The sequence below is a fragment of the Variovorax sp. P2_H12 genome, assembly GCF_056403395.1.
On the sequence record NZ_JBFUFO010000024.1, the window covers coordinates 12,296 to 29,573 of the forward strand.

Below are 17,278 nucleotides of genomic sequence, written 5' to 3' on the forward strand. Positions count from 1 at the left end.
CCAACCCAATTACCCACCTGGAGACGACATGGACTTCGACTACTCGGCCAAAACCAAAGAGCTGCAAAAGCGCGTCAGCGCTTTCATGGACGACCACATCTACCCCGCGGAGGCCGCGTACGCGGCCGAGCTGGCGGCCAACACCGCGGCCGGCAAGCGCTGGACCGCGCTCGACACGGTCGAGAAGGTCAAGGCCAAGGCCAAGGCGCAGGGTCTGTGGAACCTGTTCCTGCCGGTCGACAGCGCCGCCGCCTCGGGCTACGAGGGTGCCGGCCTGACCAACCAGGAATACGCGCCGCTGGCCGAGATCATGGGCCGCGTGCCATGGGCCAGCGAGGCGTTCAACTGCTCGGCGCCGGACACCGGCAACATGGAAACCATCGCACGCTACGGCTCGGAAGAGATCAAGGCGCGCTGGCTCAAGCCGCTGCTCGAGGGCGAGATCCGCTCGGCCTTCGCCATGACCGAACCCGACGTGGCCTCCAGCGACGCGACCAACATCTCGACCCGCATCGAGCGCCAGGGCGACGAGTACGTCATCAACGGCCGCAAATGGTGGATCTCCGGCGCCGCCGACCCGCGCTGCAAGGTCTTCATCACGATGGGCAAGTCGGAACCCGACGCGCCCAAGCATTCACAGCAGAGCATGGTGATCGTGCCGGCCGACGCCAAGGGCATCAAGATCATCCGCCCGCTCAACGTGATGGGCTATGACGACGCGCCGCACGGCCACGTCGAGATGGTGTTCGAGAACGTCCGCGTGCCGGTCGGCAACATCCTGCTCGGCGAGGGCCGCGGCTTCGAAATAGCCCAGGGCCGCCTCGGCCCGGGACGCATCCACCACTGCATGCGCCTGATCGGCCTGGCCGAGCGCGCGCTCGAGCTGATGTGCAAGCGCGCCTCCTCGCGCGTGGCCTTCGGCAAGACCGTCGCCTCGCAGACCGTGACGCAGGAACGCATCGCCGAAGCGCGCTGCAAGATCGACATGGCGCGCCTGCTCACGCTCAAGGCCGCCTGGCTGATGGACGTGGCGGGCAACAAGGTCGCCAAGACCGAGATCGCGATGATCAAGGTAGTGGCTCCGAACATGGCCTGCCAGGTGATCGACTGGGCGATGCAGGTGCATGGCGGCGGCGGCATGTGCGACGACTTCCCGCTCGCCTACGCCTACGCGGGCGCCCGCACGCTGCGCTTCGCCGACGGCCCGGACGAGGTGCACCGCAATGCGATCGCCAAGTGGGAGCTGGGCAAGTACGCGCCGGCCAAGGCAGGCGACGAAGCCATGCCTGTCACCCGGTTCTGATCGGGCTGCACTGAATCGAGCCGCCGCACCCACGGGTGTCGGCGGCTTTTTTACAGCTTTTTCTGCAGGAACATCGCCGAGCCGAAGGCCGGATCCAGCTGGTAGCTGGCAAAACCCTCGCGCTCGTAGGCCCGCAGCGCGCTGCGGTTGCCCGACAGCACCTCGAGCGTGAGCTTGCAGGCGCCGCGGGCGCGGGCCTCGGCCTCGACGCGCGCCAGCATGCGTTGCGCCACCCTTCGGCCGCGGTGGCTGGCCAGCACAACCACGTCGTGCACATTGACCAGCGGCCGGCAGGCGAAGGTCGAGAAGCCCTCGATGCAGTTGACCAGCCCGACCGGCCGCTCGCCGTCGTAGGCCAGCACGCTGAAAGCCTGGGGTCGTGCCGCCAGGGCCTCGGGCAGGCCGGCCAGTACTTCCGGCGCCAGCGCCGCGCCGCCGCCGGCCGGGTCGCGTGCATAGGCGTCCAGCAGGGAGACCACCGCGTGCGCATGCGCGGGGTCCCGGTAGTCGGCCAGCACCAGGTCGATGGCAGGGGCGAGATTCGGGCTCGAGCTCATGCCACTCGCGCCTCAGGCCGGCTTCAAGGTGGCGGCGATACGGCTGGCCCAGGCCTCGGCCTGCGCCGCATCGCGCGCTTCGACCATCACGCGCAACAGCGGCTCGGTGCCGCTGGCGCGGATCAACACACGGCCGGTGTCGCCGAGGGCGGCCTCCGCGCGTTCACTCTCGGCCGCCAGCGCGGCGTTGGCCTTCCAGTCCTGCCCCTCGGCCAGACGGACATTGATGAGGGTCTGCGGAAACAGGGTGACGCCGGCCAGCAGCTCATCCACGCGCCGGCCGCTGCGCACGCAGGCCTGCAGCACCTGGAGCGCGCTCACGATGCCGTCGCCGGTCGTGTGGCGGTCGAGCGCGAGCAGGTGACCCGAGCCCTCGCCACCGAGCAGCCAGCGACGCTTCTCGAGCTCTTCGAGCACATAGCGGTCGCCCACCTTGGCCCGCACGAACTCGATGCCCTGCTCCTTCAGTGCCACCTCGATCGCCTTGTTGGTCATCAGCGTACCGACCACGCCCGCAGGTTTCTCGCCGCGCGCGATGCGCTCCCTCACCATCAGGTAGAGCAGCTCGTCGCCGTTGAAGAGGCGCCCGCTGGCATCCACCAGCTGCAGCCGATCGGCATCGCCATCGAGCGCGATGCCGTAGTGCGCACCCTGCGCCCGCACCGCATCGATCAGTGCCTGCGGGTGGGTGGCGCCGAAGCCCTTGTTGATGTTGAGCCCGTCGGGCGCGCAGCCGATGCTGACCACGTCAGCGCCCAGTTCATGGAACACCTGTGGCGCCACCTGGTAGGCAGCGCCATGGGCGCCGTCGACCACCAGCTTCAGGCCACGCAGCGTGAGGTCGTAGGCGAAGGTGCTCTTGCAGAATTCGGTGTAGCGCCCGGGCGCGTCATTGAGCCGGCGCGCCTTGCCGAGCTGGGCCGAGTCGGCCCAGGCGGGCGCTTCCTCGAGCGCCGCCTCGACCGCCAGTTCCCACTCGTCGCTGAGCTTGGTGCCCTGGGCGCTGAAGAACTTGATGCCGTTGTCGGGAAAGGCGTTGTGGCTGGCGCTGATCACCACGCCCAAGCTGGCGCGCTGCGCGCGCGTCAGGTAGGCGACGCCGGGCGTGGGCAGTGGCCCGAGCAACACCACGTCGACGCCGGCCGAATTGAATCCGGACTCGAGCGCCGACTCGAGCATGTAGCCCGAGATGCGCGTGTCCTTGCCGATCAGCACCGTGGGACGCGCCTCGGTCTTCTTGAGCACGCGGCCGACCGCATGAGCGAGTCGCAACACGAAATCCGGCGTGATCGGCGGTTGGCCCACCGTGCCGCGGATGCCATCGGTGCCGAAATATCTTCTCGTCATTGCTGTTGATCCTCTGTTTGTTGTTCCTGCCTCATCGCCCGCCATACGGCCAGCGCGGCGACGGTCTCGCGCACATCGTGCACGCGCACGATCGCGGCGCCCCGTTCGACCGCCATCAGGGCTGCGGCCACGCTGGGCACCATGCGTTCGCTCGCCCGCTCGATGCCGGTCACCGCGCCGAGCGAGGACTTGCGCGACCAGCCGGCCAGCAGGGGCCAGCCCGCGACAAGCAACTCCCGCTGACGCTCCAGCAGTGCGAAATTCTGTTCGACGGTCTTGCCGAAGCCGATGCCCGGGTCGAGCACGATGCGCGATGCGTCGACCTTCAGCGCCAGCAAGGCCTCGGCCTGCTGCTCGAGAAAGGCGCGTACCACGGGGACCACGTCGCCTTCCATCGGCGTCGCCTGCATCGTCTGCGGATCGCGGTGCATGTGCATCAGGCAGATTCCGCAGGCGGGATGCGCCGCCACCGCCTGCATCGCGCCAGGCTGCCGCAGCGCCCAGACGTCGTTGACGATGTCGGCGCCCAGCGCCAGCACCGCACGCATCACTTCGGGCTTGTAGGTGTCGACCGAGACCGGCACCCGCAGCGTCAGCGCTTCGCGCACCACCGGCAGCACCCGCGCCAGCTCGGCGTCGAGCGGCACCGCCGGACTGCCGGGCCGGGTCGACTCGCCGCCGATGTCCAGGATGTCGGCGCCCTCCTCGACCAGCCGAATGCAGTGCGCGACTGCGGCCTGGGTCGATGCGTGCGCACCGCCGTCGGAAAAGGAATCGGGCGTGACGTTGACGATACCCATCACCTGCGGCCGTGCCAGATCGATGGCGAAGCGCGAAGTGCGCCAGACGCCTCGGCTCATAGGGTGAGCTCCGTGCTGCGCGCTGCGGTGCGAGCTTGCTTGGGAGCGGCCCGGCGCGGCGCTCATGCCTTGCACCCGGCCAAAAAAAACGGGGCCAGTGGCCCCGTTGATTGCCAGAGCATCATGCTCAGGCGGCGGTCGGTGCCGGGTCGGGATTCACCGCCGGCGTGCCGCCGCTTCCACCGCTGCCCGAAGGCGGAATGCGCGGCGTCCAGTCCTTGGGCGGACGCGGTGCGCGGCCGGCCATGATGTCGTCGAGTTGCTCGGAGTCGATGGTCTCCCACTCGAGCAGGGCCTTGGCCATCGAATGCATCTTGTCGCTGTTCTCCTCGATCAGGCGGCGCGCCAGGGCGTACTGCTCGTCGATGATGCGGCGCACTTCGGCATCGACCTTCTGCATGGTCGACTCGCTCATGTTGGTGGTCTTGGTGACCGAGCGGCCGAGGAACACCTCGCCCTCGTTCTCGGCGTAGACCATCGGGCCCAGCGATTCGGTCATGCCGTAGCGCATCACCATGTCGCGGGCGATCTGGGTCGCACGCTCGAAGTCGTTGCTGGCGCCGGTGGTCATCTGGTGCATGAACACCTCTTCGGCGATACGGCCGCCGAACAGCATGCTGATCTGGTTCAGCATGTACTCGCGGTCGTAGCTGTAGCGGTCTTGCGCCGGCAGGCTCATGGTCACGCCCAGCGCACGGCCGCGCGGGATGATCGTCACCTTGTGCACCGGATCGCACTTGGGCAGCAGCTTGCCGATGAGCGCGTGGCCGGACTCGTGGTAGGCCGTGTTGCGGCGCTCTTCCTCGGGCATCACCATGCTCTTGCGCTCGGGGCCCATGAAGATCTTGTCCTTGGCCTTCTCGAAGTCCTGCATCTCGACCACGCGTGCATTGCGGCGCGCGGCCATCAATGCGGCCTCGTTGCAGAGATTGGCCAGGTCGGCGCCCGACATGCCGGGCGTGCCGCGCGCGATGACGCTGGGGTTCACGTCCTGGCCCAGCGGCACCTTGCGCATGTGGACATTGAGGATCTGCTCGCGGCCGCGGATGTCGGGCAGCGTCACGTAGACCTGGCGGTCGAAGCGACCCGGGCGCAGCAGCGCGGCGTCGAGGATGTCGGGACGGTTGGTCGCGGCCACCACGATCACGCCGAGGTTGGTCTCGAAGCCGTCCATCTCGACCAGCATCTGGTTCAGGGTCTGCTCGCGCTCGTCGTTGCCGCCGCCCAGGCCGGCACCGCGCTGGCGGCCGACGGCGTCGATTTCATCGATGAAGATGATGCACGGGGCGTTCTTCTTGGCGTTCTCGAACATGTCGCGCACGCGGGCCGCGCCCACGCCGACGAACATCTCGACGAAATCGGAGCCCGAGATCGAGAAGAACGGCACCTTGGCCTCGCCCGCGATGCTCTTGGCCAGCAGGGTCTTGCCGGTGCCCGGGGGGCCGACCAGCAGCAGGCCGCGCGGAATGCGGCCACCGAGCTTCTGGAACTTGGCCGGGTCCTTGAGGAAGTCGACCACCTCCTTGACCTCTTCCTTGGCCTCGTCGCAGCCCGCGACGTCGGCGAAGGTGACCTGGTTGCTGTTCTCGTCAAGCATCCGGGCCTTGCTCTTGCCGAAGCTGAAGGCGCCGCCCTTGCCGCCGCCCTGCATCTGGCGCATGAAATAGACCCAGACGCCGATCAGCAGCAGCATCGGGCCCCAGCTGACCAGCAGCGTCATGAGGAGCGAGCCCTCTTCGCGCGGCTTGACGTCGAACTTGACGTTGTTGGCGATCAGGTCGCCGACCAGGCCGCGGTCGAGGTAGGTGGCGGTGGTGCGGATCTTCCGGTCGTCATTGGTGATCGCGACGATCTCGCTGCCACCCTGACCTTCCTGGATCGTCGCGCTCTTGATGCGGTTGCCGCGAACTTCCTCGAGGAAGTCGCTGTAGCCGATGTTGCCGGCTCCGGCCACGCCGCGGGTGTCGAACTGCTTGAACACAGTGAACAACACCATCGCGATGACGAGCCAAACGGCAACTTTGGAAAACCACTGATTGTTCAAACGAAGCTCCAGTCGGGGGCGCGCAAAAAATAAAAACCAAAAAGCGCACTGTGGGCGGCAATTGGTGCCTATTTTAGGCTTTTCAACCTGCGAAAACCCGTGAATCCCCCTAGAGCAGCCATGGCGCGGGAGCGGTTTTTGACACGTATCAATTGGTATCCAGACTCTTGAGGCCGATGCCGACCATGAAGGTCTCGGACGATTTGTCGCGCGAAGCCTTGGGTTTGATGGGCTTCACAGTGCGGAAATTGTCCTTGAAGAGCCGAGTGAGCTCCGCGTAGCCGCTGCCATGGAACAGTTTTGCGACCAGTGCGCCCTCGGGTTTCATGTAGTGGCGGGCGAAGTCGATCGCCAGCTCGATCAGGTGGGCGATGCGCGCCGTGTCCGCCGAGGCGATTCCCGACAGGTTGGGCGCCATGTCCGAGACCACGACGTCGGCCAGCCGGCCGCCCAGGGCGGTGGCGAGCCGCTCCAGCACCTCGGCTTCGCGGAAGTCGCCCTGCAGGAAGGTGACCCCCTCGATCGGCTCCATCGGCAGGATGTCGAGCGCGATGATGGTGCCGGCCAGCTCGCCCGAAGCCGCCCCGGCGGGCGACATCCGCCGCCGCACGTACTGGCTCCAGGCGCCGGGCGTGGAGCCCAGGTCGACCACCAGGTGGCCCGGACGGATCAGTCCCAGCGTCTCGTCGATCTCCTTGAGTTTGTAGGCGGCCCGGGCGCGGTAACCCTCCCGATTGGCCAGTTTGACGTAGGGATCGTTGAGGTGATCGTGCAGCCACGCCTTGTTGAGCTTCTTGGCTTTTGGTTTTGGATTCATTGACACTCGATAATACGGGGATGCCCGCCATACAACTTACCCCTGCGCAGCGCAAGGTGCACCGCTCCGAAGCGCACCATCTGGACCCGATCGTGATGATCGGCGGCGACGGGCTGACACCGGCCGTCAAGAAGGAGGCCGACGCCGCGCTCAAGGCCCACGGCCTGATCAAGGTGCGCGTCTTCTCCGACGATCGCGCCGCGCGCGAAGCGATGCTCCAGACCCTGTCCGACGAACTCGACGCTGCGCCGATCCAGCACATCGGCAAGCTGCTGGTGCTCTGGCGGCCGATTCCCGAGAAGGAGCGCGCGATCGACGAGGACCGGATGCCCGGCCCGCGCGACGTCAAGGTCATCAAGTACAGCAAGCGCGCCGGCCAGCGGCCCGAGATCAAGACCCTGCGCGTGCTCGGCAACCAGCGGCTCACGCCAGGGGGCACCATCAAGCGCGCCAAGGCCAAGCGGCCGCTCTCGGCCAAGAAGCGGAACCAGGCAGACTGAGGATGCCGAGCGAGACAGCGAGCCAGCCGCGGCGGCACATCCTGTGCATGAAATGGGGCACCAAGTACGGGCCCGACTACGTCAACCGCCTCTATGCGATGGTGCGGCGCCATCTGAAGGGCGACTTCAGCTTCGTCTGCCTGACCGATGACCCCCACGGCATCCGCAGCGAGGTACAGTGCTTCCCGATTCCGCCGCTGGACCTGGAACTGGCGCCGGGCCAGCCGGACCGGGCCTGGAAGAAGCTGACCACCTTCGAGGCCGACCTGTACGGACTGCGCGGTACCGCGCTGTTCGTCGACCTCGACGTGGTGGTGGTCGGCAGCCTCGACGCCTTCTTCGAGCAGCCGGGCGAATTCCTCATCATCCACGACTACGAGCGCCCCTGGCGGCGCCGGCGCATCACCGGGAATTCCTCGGTGTACCGCTTCGAGATCGGTGCGCACCCCGACGTTCTGGCGCACTTTCGCCAGAACATGGACGCGGTGCAGGCCGAACACCGCAACGAGCAGGCCTACCTGTCGGATTTCATGCATCGCAAGGGCAAGCTCGCCTACTGGCCCGAGGCCTGGTGCCCGAGCTTCAAGTACCACGGGATCCCGACCTGGCCGACCAACTACTGGCGCGAACCCTTCGTGCCGGAAGGCGCAAGGATCATGGTCTTTCACGGGGAATGCAATCCGCCCGACGCCCTGGCCGGACGGCGCAACCGGCGCTTCCGGTTCATCCGGCCGGCGCGCTGGATCACCAGCTTCTGGAAGGCCTGATCAGGCCGATCGGCGACCCAGGCGCCACAGCAGGGCGCCGGCGCAGAGCCACTGGCCCAGGTACATCGCGCTGCCCAGCGAGTGCCAGAGCTTGAGGTTCTCGCGCGCCAGGATGTGGGGCGCGACCGCGTACTGTTGCAGCAGTGCCAGCAGCAGCGCGGTGATGACGAGGCCGATCGCGGTGCGCGCCGGCCCTTCGATGCGCTCGCCGGCCTGCGCGCGGAAATGCACCAGCAGCACCAGCCCGCAGGCCAGCGCGACCCAGGTCTGGGCCGCGAACAGCTGGCCGGCAAAGTTGCCCGCCACGGCCGGATTGCCGAGCCGCGCGAACAGCATCGGCACCACCAGAAAGCCGATGGTCGAGAGGCTGCCCCACCAGAAAGCGGCGACGAGCAGGGCGATGCGGTCCTTCATGCGTCGCGCAGGCCCGCTCAGAGGTAGCTGACGCCGACGATCTCGTAGCGCTTCACGCCGCCGGGCGCCTGCACCTCGGCCGTGTCGCCCTCTTCCTTGCCGATCAGCGCGCGCGCGATGGGGCTGGAGACGTTGACGAGGCCCAGCTTGAGGTCGGCTTCGTCCTCGCCGACGATCTGGTACTTGACGGCCTCGCCGGTCTTCTCGTCCTCGAGTTCGACCGTCGAGCCGAACACCACCCTGCCGCCGGCGTCGAGCCCGGTCGGATCGATGATCTGGGCCGCCGACAGCTTGCCTTCGATGTCCTGGATGCGGCCTTCGATGAAGCCCTGGCGGTCCTTGGCCGCCTCGTACTCGGCGTTCTCGCTGAGGTCGCCCTGGGCGCGCGCCTCGGCGATCGAGTTGATGACCCACGGGCGGTCCACCGTCTTGAGCCGTTGCAGTTCTTCGCGCAACTTCTCTGCGCCGCGCTTGGTGATGGGGATGGTTGCCATTTCGTTGCTCCAGAAAGCGAAACCGCCGAACGCTGCCGTTCGGCGGTCGAAGGGAGAAAAAAAGTTCAGACGAGCGTGCGTCCGGTCAGCCGGCTCAGGATCGCGAGCGGGCTCGAATCGGGATTGTATTGCCTCGCAGCGGGCAGATGAAGGGTCTGCTCGAGCATGTACTGGCCCGACATCACCGCGTGCGGGGTCTGGTCCGAGAAGCAGACCCACACCGATCCGGCCGGAAACGGCACGGTTTGCTGCTCGCTGTTTTCCTGGTAGTCCAGGTCGGACTTCATGCTGTCGTGCAACTGCAGCATCAGGTGGTCGTATTCGCTGCGCAGCGACTTGGTCACGCGCAGCGTGCGAAGCATCCTGGCCTGCCAGCGCGAGTAGGGCTTGGCGCGCGGCAGGAAGCGCCTGGCGACCGTTTCGAAGGGCTCGCCGACCCGCCAGACACGCGGAGCGCCCTGCGGATTCACGTTGGTGAACACGCGCAGGATGCGCTCGCCGTAGTTGGGCCGCGAAGGAAAGGAGTCGACATGCAGTCGGCGATCGTCGGCGCGCCATGACTGGACCCGCGTCTCGACCTGCGCCGGCCGGTAGCTGGTCGGCGCCAGCCGCAGCGCCGGCACGTAATGAGGGAGCAGCCCGTGAATCAGCTGCTGCGCCTGGGTGCGGAAGCGTCCGACCATCTCCGCCACCGCGCGCTGCCGGGCCTCGTCGCCCGCCACGCCCTTGAGGCGCCCATTGGCATCGAGGCTGATGTTGCGAACGTCGGGCGACAGCACCGTGGGCGACAACAAGGCCTGTTCCTCGGGCAGCAGGTCGAAACCCAGCCGCGGAAAGTACAGCACCTTGCCGGCCTCGAGCGCCGCGATCCACGCCTCGTTCGGCGTGGCGGCGCTCCAGTCCTCGAGGCCGAGCTCGACCAGCTGCGTTTCCATGGCGGGTACTCAGGCGTTCGCCAGCTGCTCGTGCATCTCCTGGATGGAGATGACACCGAGTTCGTCCATATGCTGCATGCCTTCGACCGCCGCTTCGGCCCCGAAGATCGTCGTGAAGGTGGTCACGCGGGCCAGCAGCGCCGAAGTGCGGATCTGGCGCGAGTCGGCGATCGCATTGCGGCGCTCCTCGACCGTGTTGATGACCAGCGCGATCTCGTTGTTCTTGATCATGTCGACGATGTGCGGACGACCCTCGGTGACCTTGTTGACCACCGCGCAGGCGATGCCCGCGGCGCTGATCGCCGCGGCCGTGCCCTTGGTCGCGATCAGCACGAAGCCGAGCTTGGCAAGGCCGCGGGCGACTTCGACGGCCCGTGCCTTGTCGTTGTTCTTGACCGAAATGAAAACCTTGCCGGACTTCGGCAGGATGGTGCCGGCGCCGATCTGCGACTTCACGAAGGCCTCCCCGAAGGTCTTGCCCACGCCCATCACCTCGCCGGTGGACTTCATCTCGGGGCCGAGGATGGTGTCCACGCCCGGGAACTTGACGAACGGGAACACGGCCTCCTTGACGCTGAAGTACGGCGGCGTGACTTCCTTCGTCACACCTTGCGACTTCAGCGACTGGCCGGCCATGCAGCGGGCCGCGACCTTGGCCAGCTGGATGCCGGTCGCCTTGCTCACATAGGGCACGGTGCGCGACGCGCGCGGGTTGACCTCGAGCACGTAGATCACGTCCTTGCCGTCTTTCTCCTGGATCGCGAACTGGACGTTCATGAGACCGATCACGTTCAGCGCCTTGGCCATCGCGGCGCTCTGGCGCTTGAGTTCGGCCACGGTCTCGGCCTTCAGGCTGTAGGGCGGCAGCGAACAGGCCGAGTCGCCCGAATGCACGCCGGCCTGCTCGATGTGCTCCATCACGCCGCCGATCAGGGTCGTGCCCTCGGCATCGCGCAGGCAGTCGACATCGCATTCGACCGCGTCGTTGAGGAAGCGGTCCAGCAGCACCGGCGAATCGTTGCTGACCTTGACCGCCTCGCGCATGTAGCGCTCGAGGTCGCGCTGCTCGTGGACGATCTCCATCGCACGGCCGCCGAGCACGTAGCTCGGGCGCACCACCAGCGGATAGCCCAGCGCGGCCGCCTTCTCGAGGGCCTCCGGCTCGGTGCGCGCGGTGGCGTTCGGCGGCTGGCGCAGGCCGAGCTCGTGCAGCAGCTTCTGGAAGCGCTCGCGGTCCTCGGCGGCGTCGATCATGTCGGGGCTGGTGCCGATGATCGGCACGCCGTTGGCTTCGAGATCGAGCGCGAGCTTGAGCGGCGTCTGGCCGCCGTACTGCACGATCACGCCGGTCGGCTTTTCCTTGTCGACGATCTCGAGCACATCCTCGAGCGTGAGCGGCTCAAAGTACAGGCGGTCGCTGGTGTCGTAGTCGGTCGACACAGTCTCGGGATTGCAGTTGACCATGATGGTCTCGTAGCCGTCCTCGCGCATCGCGAGCGCGGCATGCACGCAGCAGTAGTCGAACTCGATGCCCTGGCCGATGCGGTTCGGTCCGCCGCCGAGCACCATGATCTTCTTGTTGGTGGTCGGCGCGGCTTCGCACTCGTCCTCGTAGGTCGAGTACATGTAGGCGGTGTTGGTGGCGAATTCGGCCGCGCAGGTGTCGACCCGCTTGTAGACCGGGCGCACGCCCAGGGCGCGGCGCTTCTCGCGGATCGCGGTGTCGGTGGTCTTCAGCTGGCGCGCCAGGCGGCGGTCGGAGAAGCCCTTCTTCTTCAGCGCCAGCAGCGTGGCCTTGTCGATCTCGTCGAGCGACTTGGTTTCCAGTTCGAGCTCGATCTTCACGATCTCCTCGATCTGCACCAGGAACCACGGATCGATCTTGGTCAGCGCGAAGACTTCGTCGACGCTCAGGCCCATCGCGAAGGCATCGCCGACGTACCAGATGCGGTCCGGGCCGGGCTCGCCGAGTTCCTTCTCGAGCACTTCGCGGTCCTGCGTCTTCTCGTTCAGGCCGTCGACGCCGACTTCGAGCCCGCGCAGGGCCTTCTGGAACGACTCCTGGAAGGTACGGCCCATGGCCATCACCTCGCCGACCGACTTCATCTGCGTCGTCAGGCGCGAGTCGGCCTGCGGGAATTTCTCGAACGCGAAGCGCGGGATCTTGGTCACCACGTAGTCGATGCTGGGCTCGAAGCTCGCGGGCGTGGCGCCGCCGGTGATCTCGTTGCGCAGTTCGTCGAGCGTGTAGCCGACCGCCAGCTTGGCCGCGACCTTGGCGATCGGGAAACCGGTGGCCTTGGAGGCCAGCGCCGACGAGCGCGAGACGCGCGGGTTCATCTCGATCACGACCATCCGGCCGTCCTTCGGATTGATCGAGAACTGGACGTTCGAGCCGCCCGTGTCGACGCCGATCTCGCGCAGCACGGCCAGCGAGGCGTTGCGCAGGATCTGGTATTCCTTGTCGGACAGGGTCTGCGCGGGCGCCACCGTGATCGAGTCGCCGGTGTGCACGCCCATCGGGTCGAGATTCTCGATCGAGCAGACGATGATGCAGTTGTCGGCCTTGTCGCGCACGACCTCCATCTCGTACTCTTTCCAGCCGAGCAGCGACTCTTCGATCAGCAACTCGTTGGTCGGCGAGGCTTCCAGGCCGCGCTTGCAGATGGTCTCGAACTCTTCCGGGTTGTAGGCGATGCCGCCGCCGGTGCCGCCAAGCGTGAAGCTCGGGCGGATCACTACGGGGAAGCCGACCGTCTTCTGCACGGCCCAGGCCTCGTCGAGCGAATGGGCGATGCCCGAACGCGCCGAACCGAGGCCGATCTTGGTCATCGCGTCCTTGAACTTCAGGCGGTCCTCGGCCTTGTCGATGGCTTCGGGCGTGGCGCCGATCAGCTCGACCTTGTACTTGTCGAGCACACCGTTGCGCCACAGGTCCAAGGCGCAATTCAGCGCGGTTTGGCCGCCCATGGTCGGCAGGATCGCGTCGGGACGCTCCTTGACGATGATCTTCTCGACCGTCTGCCAGGTGATCGGCTCGATGTAGATGACGTCGGCCGTGGCCGGGTCGGTCATGATCGTCGCCGGGTTGCTGTTGATCAGGATGACCTTGTAGCCCTCCTCGCGCAGCGCCTTGCAGGCCTGCACGCCGGAGTAGTCGAACTCGCAGGCCTGGCCGATGATGATCGGGCCGGCGCCAATGATGAGGATGCTCTTCAGATCTGTGCGCTTAGGCATTCTTCTGTCCTTCTTTGTGACTTTGCATGAGTGCCGTGAAGCGGTCGAACAGGTAGCCGATGTCATGCGGGCCGGGCGAGGCCTCGGGGTGGCCCTGGAAGCAGAACGCGGGCTTGTCGGTGCGGGCCAGGCCCTGCAGCGTGTTGTCGAACAGGCTGATGTGGGTCGGGCGCAGGTTGGCCGGCAGGCTCTTCTCGTCGACCGCGAAGCCGTGGTTCTGGCTCGTGATGCTGACGCGGCCGTTGTCCAGGTCCTTCACGGGATGGTTGGCGCCGTGGTGGCCGAACTTCATCTTGAAGGTCTTGGCGCCGGACGCCAGCGCCATGATCTGGTGGCCCAGGCAGATGCCGAAGGTCGGGATGCCGGTCTCGATCAGCTCCTTCACCGCCGAGATCGCGTAGTCGCAGGGCTCCGGGTCCCCCGGGCCGTTCGCCAGGAAGATGCCGTCAGGGCGCAGCTTGAGCACGTCGGCCGCCGGCGTCTGCGCCGGCACCACCGTGATGCGCGCGCCGCGCTGGGCGATCATGCGCAAAATATTCTTCTTGACGCCGTAGTCGAAGGCGACGACGTGGAACTTGGGCGTGATCTGCACGCCGTAGCCCGAGCCCAGCTTCCACTCGGTCTGGGTCCACTCGTAGGTTTCCTTGACCGACACCACGCGGGCGAGGTCGAGGCCGGCCATGCTGGGCGCGGCCTTGGCGGCGGCCACGGCCTTGTCGATCAGCGCCTGGCTGACGGCCTCACCTTCGGCGAGGCCGAGGATGCAGCCGTTCTGGGCGCCATTCGTGCGCAGATGGCGGGTGAGCTTGCGGGTGTCGATGTCGGCAATGGCGACCGTGTTGCCGCGCACGAGGTATTCCGTCAGCGTGGCAGTCTGGCGGAAGTTGGACGCGACCAGCGGCAGGTCCTTGATGATCAGGCCGGCGGCATGGATCTTGTCGGCCTCGATGTCTTCCTCGTTGACGCCATAGTTGCCGATGTGCGGGTACGTGAGGGTCACGATCTGCTGGCAGTAGCTCGGGTCGGTCAGGATTTCCTGGTAACCGGTCATGGCGGTGTTGAACACCACTTCGCCGGTCGTGACGCCGGTGGCGCCGATCGAGTTGCCGAGAAAGACCGTGCCGTCTGCAAGCGCCAGGATGGCGGGCGGGAATTTTCCCTTGAGAGACAAAAGCACTGGGATCTCCGGATGGATGACGCCCAAAGCGAACCCAAGTCGTCCAAATCGTGACTGTGGGCTGCGACTTTCGTCGAGGAGTTGGCTTGCGTGCGCTGAGGGCGGGGTGTGAGCGGGAAAGCCCTTGATTATACCCGGCGCCGGGTTATGAATCGGCTCCGGAAGCACTTGCATACAAGCAGATCGCAGCCGCTGCGGCTACGTTGAGCGATTCCTCGCCGCCCGGCTGCGCAATGCGCACATGGCGCGACGCCTTGGCCTCCAGTTCGGCGCAGACGCCCTGCCCTTCGTGCCCCATCAGCCAGGCGCAGGGAAACGGCAGCCGCGTGCGATGCAGCCAGTCGCCGCGGTGCGAGCTGGTGGCGATCCAGGGCACCGCGAGCGCGTCCAGGGCGTCGATTTCGACGCCTTCGATCAGCCGCAGGCCGAAATGGGCCCCCATGCCGGCGCGCAGCACCTTGGGCGCCCACAGCGCCGCTGTGCCCTTGAGCGCGACCACCTGGATAAAGCCAAAGGCCGCGGCGCTGCGCAGGATCGAGCCGACATTGCCGGCGTCCTGCAGGCGGTCGAGGACCACGGTCGGAGCCATCGCTTCGACCGCGGGCCGGGCCGGCAGGTCGAGCACGAAGCCCATCGGCGCCGGCGATTCGAGGCCGCTGACCCCGGCCAGCAGCGCGTCGGCCAGCACCACGGTCTTGGCGGCCGCGCCAGCCCATTCGTGGCGCACCGCCGGCCAGAGCGATTCGGCGAACACCGCGACCGCCGGCCGCACGCCGCGCTCGCGCGCGGCGCGGCACAGGTGGTCGCCTTCGAGCCAGACGCGGCCGTTCTTGCGGTAGGCGCCCGGGTCGTGGGCGAGCTTGCGCAATTCCTTGAGGAGCGGGTTGTCCCTCGAAGTGACGTGGCTGACGTCGTCAACGCTCATTGGGAAACCTTCGTGCTTCGCACTGCAGTGCGAGCTTGCCTGGGGCGGCGCGGCGCGGCGCTCACGCGGGGCTCCCGCTCAGGCCGGACGCCGGATCGGCCGCCCGCGCCAGCGCCGCGGCGACCGGGCTGAAGGACCGGCGGTGGTGCACGCAGGCGCCATGGCGCAGCAGCGCCTCGAGATGCTCGGGCGTGCCATAGCCCTTGTGGCCGGCAAAGCCGTACTGCGGAAACTCGGCGTGCAGGCCTTCGCAAAGCCGGTCGCGGTGCACCTTGGCCAGGATCGAGGCGGCCGAGATCGCCTTGACCCTGGCGTCGCCCTTGACGATCGCTTCGGCCAGCACGCTGAGCGTGGGCAGCCGGTTGCCGTCGACCAGCACCTTGACCGGCTTCAGCCGCAGGCCCTCGACCGCGCGCCGCATCGCCAGCATGGTCGCCTGCAGGATGTTGTGGGTGTCGATCTCCTCGACGCTGGCCTGCGCGACCGAGCAGCACAGGGCCTTGGCCAGGATCTGGTCATGGAGGCGCTCGCGCTGCAGCGCGGTCAGCGTCTTCGAATCGGCCAGGCCGCGGATCGGCCGCTGGTCGTCGAGGATCACGGCCGCGGCCACCACCGGGCCGGCCAACGGGCCACGGCCCGCTTCGTCGACGCCCGCCAGCAACCCGGGACCGTCCCAGACCAGCCGGGCCTGCTCAGCCTTCAAGAACTTTCTGGATTGCATCGGCGCACAGTGTCGGCGTATCGCGCAGCAATTCTGCGTGCATCGCGCAAAAACGTTGTTGCAAGGCGTGAACCTTGTCCGGCGAAGCGAGCCAGGCCAGCGTTGCCTCGGCCAGCGCCTGCGGCGTCGCGGCATCCTGAAGCACCTCGGGCACCACGAACTCGCCGCTCAGGATGTTGGGCAGGCCGACCCAGGGCTGCAGTTGCTTGCGCTTCATGACCAGCCGCCAGGTCAGCGGGTTCACACGGTAGGAGATCACCATCGGGCGCTTGAAGAGCGCCGCCTCCAGCGTGGCGGTTCCGCTGGCGATCAGCGTGACGTCGCAAGCCGCCAGCGCCGTGTGGGAGCGGCCGTCGAGCAGCGTCACCCGGCCCGCCAGGCCGCTCGCCTGCAGCACCTGTTCCATCTCGGCCCGGAGGTTCGGCAGCACCGGGCAGATGAAGCTCAGCCCGGGCCGGGATTTCAGCATCAGCGCCGCGGCCGCGAAGAACAAGGCCGCCAGGTGGCGCAGCTCCGAGCGCCGGCTGCCGGGCAGGATCGCGACCACCTGGGCCTGAGGGTCCAGCCCGAGCGCCGCGCGCGCCGCGTCGCGATCGGGCGTCATCGGGATCACCTTGGCCAGCGGATGGCCGACATACGTCGCGGCAATGCCGTGTTTCTCGAGCAAGGCAGGCTCGAACGGAAAGATGCACAGCACGTGATCGGCGGCTGCGCGCAGCTTCACGACCCGCTCCGGCCGCCAGGCCCAGATCGAGGGGCAGACGAAATGCGCTGTCTTGATGCCGCGCGCGCGCAGGCCGGCTTCCAGGTCGAGATTGAAATCCGGCGCATCGACGCCGATGAAGATCTCTGGCGACTCGCGCAGCAGCCGGGCGCGCAACTGGCGTCGGATGCCGGCGATCTCGGCATAGTGCCGCAGCACTTCGACATAGCCGCTCACCGCCAGCTTCTCCTGGGGCCACCAGGTCTCGAAGCCGCGCGCCAGCATCTGCGGGCCACCGATGCCGGCCGCCTGCATCGCCGGCCAGCGGGCCTGCAGTCCATCGAGCATCAGGCCCGCCAGCAGGTCTCCCGAGGCCTCGCCCGCGACCATCGCGAAACGACGCGCTGAGATGGAACTCCCCCGATGCGCCTGAGGCGCCTCCCCCTCAAGGGGGCGATGCCAGCGGCCCGGCGAAGC

Annotated in this window: 16 protein-coding genes; 3 read left to right on the top strand and 13 right to left on the bottom strand. The window is 67.2% G+C overall.

All coding sequences use genetic code 11. The features are described from left to right. Positions 1–28 precede the first annotated feature (28 nt). Positions 29–1,303, top strand: coding sequence for an acyl-CoA dehydrogenase family protein (locus tag AC1DYK_RS18490; protein WP_478167636.1), 1,275 nt, complete (start codon positions 29–31; stop codon positions 1,301–1,303). Between the two features lie 50 nt (positions 1,304–1,353). On the opposite strand, the gene AC1DYK_RS18495 is transcribed toward AC1DYK_RS18490, so the two are convergent. The 5 genes from AC1DYK_RS18495 to AC1DYK_RS18515 form a co-directional block, all read right to left on the bottom strand. Further along, positions 1,354–1,860 carry a GNAT family N-acetyltransferase gene (locus tag AC1DYK_RS18495; RefSeq protein WP_478167637.1) on the bottom strand — a complete coding sequence of 169 codons (507 nt, stop codon included), beginning with the start codon at positions 1,858–1,860 and terminating at the stop codon, positions 1,354–1,356. Positions 1,861–1,872: 12 nt separating this feature from the next. Further along, positions 1,873–3,207 carry a phosphoglucosamine mutase gene (glmM, locus tag AC1DYK_RS18500; protein WP_478167638.1) on the bottom strand — a complete coding sequence of 445 codons (1,335 nt, stop codon included), beginning with the start codon at positions 3,205–3,207 and terminating at the stop codon, positions 1,873–1,875. Further along, the gene (gene folP, locus AC1DYK_RS18505) at positions 3,204–4,067 is read right to left on the bottom strand and encodes a dihydropteroate synthase (RefSeq protein ID WP_478167639.1); all 864 of its coding nucleotides are present in this window, start codon (positions 4,065–4,067) and stop codon (positions 3,204–3,206) included. Before folP ends, glmM begins: the two co-directional genes overlap by 4 nt. Before the next feature lie 127 nt (positions 4,068–4,194). Further along, positions 4,195–6,111, bottom strand: a complete 1,917-nt coding sequence (gene ftsH / locus AC1DYK_RS18510; RefSeq protein ID WP_478155986.1) for an ATP-dependent zinc metalloprotease FtsH — start codon at positions 6,109–6,111, stop codon at positions 4,195–4,197. A 148-nt stretch (positions 6,112–6,259) separates the two neighbouring features. Further along, a complete protein-coding gene (locus AC1DYK_RS18515; RefSeq protein WP_478167640.1) occupies positions 6,260–6,928 on the bottom strand; it encodes an RlmE family RNA methyltransferase in 669 nt (222 codons plus the stop codon). A 20-nt stretch (positions 6,929–6,948) separates the two neighbouring features. On the opposite strand from AC1DYK_RS18515, the gene AC1DYK_RS18520 reads away from it, so the two are divergent. Then, positions 6,949–7,428: a YhbY family RNA-binding protein gene (locus AC1DYK_RS18520; protein WP_478167641.1), complete on the top strand. Its 480-nt coding sequence runs from the start codon at positions 6,949–6,951 to the stop codon at positions 7,426–7,428. Positions 7,429–7,430: 2 nt separating this feature from the next. Continuing rightward, the gene (locus AC1DYK_RS18525; protein WP_478167642.1) at positions 7,431–8,195 is read left to right on the top strand and encodes a glycosyltransferase; all 765 of its coding nucleotides are present in this window, start codon (positions 7,431–7,433) and stop codon (positions 8,193–8,195) included. Here the strand turns inward: AC1DYK_RS18525 and AC1DYK_RS18530 are convergent, their stop codons facing one another. The 8 genes from AC1DYK_RS18530 to lpxB form a co-directional block, all read right to left on the bottom strand. Next, the gene (locus tag AC1DYK_RS18530; protein WP_478091086.1) at positions 8,196–8,609 is read right to left on the bottom strand and encodes a DUF4149 domain-containing protein; all 414 of its coding nucleotides are present in this window, start codon (positions 8,607–8,609) and stop codon (positions 8,196–8,198) included. Between the two features lie 17 nt (positions 8,610–8,626). Next, on the bottom strand, positions 8,627–9,103 hold the full coding sequence (gene greA / locus AC1DYK_RS18535) for a transcription elongation factor GreA (RefSeq protein ID WP_478167643.1): 477 nt from the start codon (positions 9,101–9,103) through the stop codon (positions 8,627–8,629). Positions 9,104–9,168: 65 nt separating this feature from the next. Continuing rightward, positions 9,169–10,038 (bottom strand): Kdo hydroxylase family protein, encoded by an 870-nt coding sequence (locus tag AC1DYK_RS18540; protein WP_478167644.1) that lies wholly within the window; start codon positions 10,036–10,038, stop codon positions 9,169–9,171. A 9-nt stretch (positions 10,039–10,047) separates the two neighbouring features. Beyond that, positions 10,048–13,275: a carbamoyl-phosphate synthase large subunit gene (carB, locus tag AC1DYK_RS18545; protein WP_478167645.1), complete on the bottom strand. Its 3,228-nt coding sequence runs from the start codon at positions 13,273–13,275 to the stop codon at positions 10,048–10,050. Next, entirely contained in the window at positions 13,268–14,452 is a 1,185-nt protein-coding gene (carA, locus tag AC1DYK_RS18550; protein ID WP_478091079.1) for a glutamine-hydrolyzing carbamoyl-phosphate synthase small subunit, read from the bottom strand. The genes carB and carA overlap by 8 nt, the downstream gene beginning before the upstream one ends. A 145-nt stretch (positions 14,453–14,597) precedes the next feature. Further along, a complete protein-coding gene (locus tag AC1DYK_RS18555) occupies positions 14,598–15,377 on the bottom strand; it encodes a TrmH family RNA methyltransferase (RefSeq protein ID WP_478167646.1) in 780 nt (259 codons plus the stop codon). Between the two features lie 61 nt (positions 15,378–15,438). After that, a complete protein-coding gene (rnhB, locus tag AC1DYK_RS18560) occupies positions 15,439–16,098 on the bottom strand; it encodes a ribonuclease HII (protein ID WP_478155992.1) in 660 nt (219 codons plus the stop codon). Next, positions 16,070–17,191 carry a lipid-A-disaccharide synthase gene (gene lpxB, locus AC1DYK_RS18565; protein ID WP_478167647.1) on the bottom strand — a complete coding sequence of 374 codons (1,122 nt, stop codon included), beginning with the start codon at positions 17,189–17,191 and terminating at the stop codon, positions 16,070–16,072. The genes rnhB and lpxB overlap by 29 nt, the downstream gene beginning before the upstream one ends. Positions 17,192–17,278: the final 87 nt, after the last annotated feature.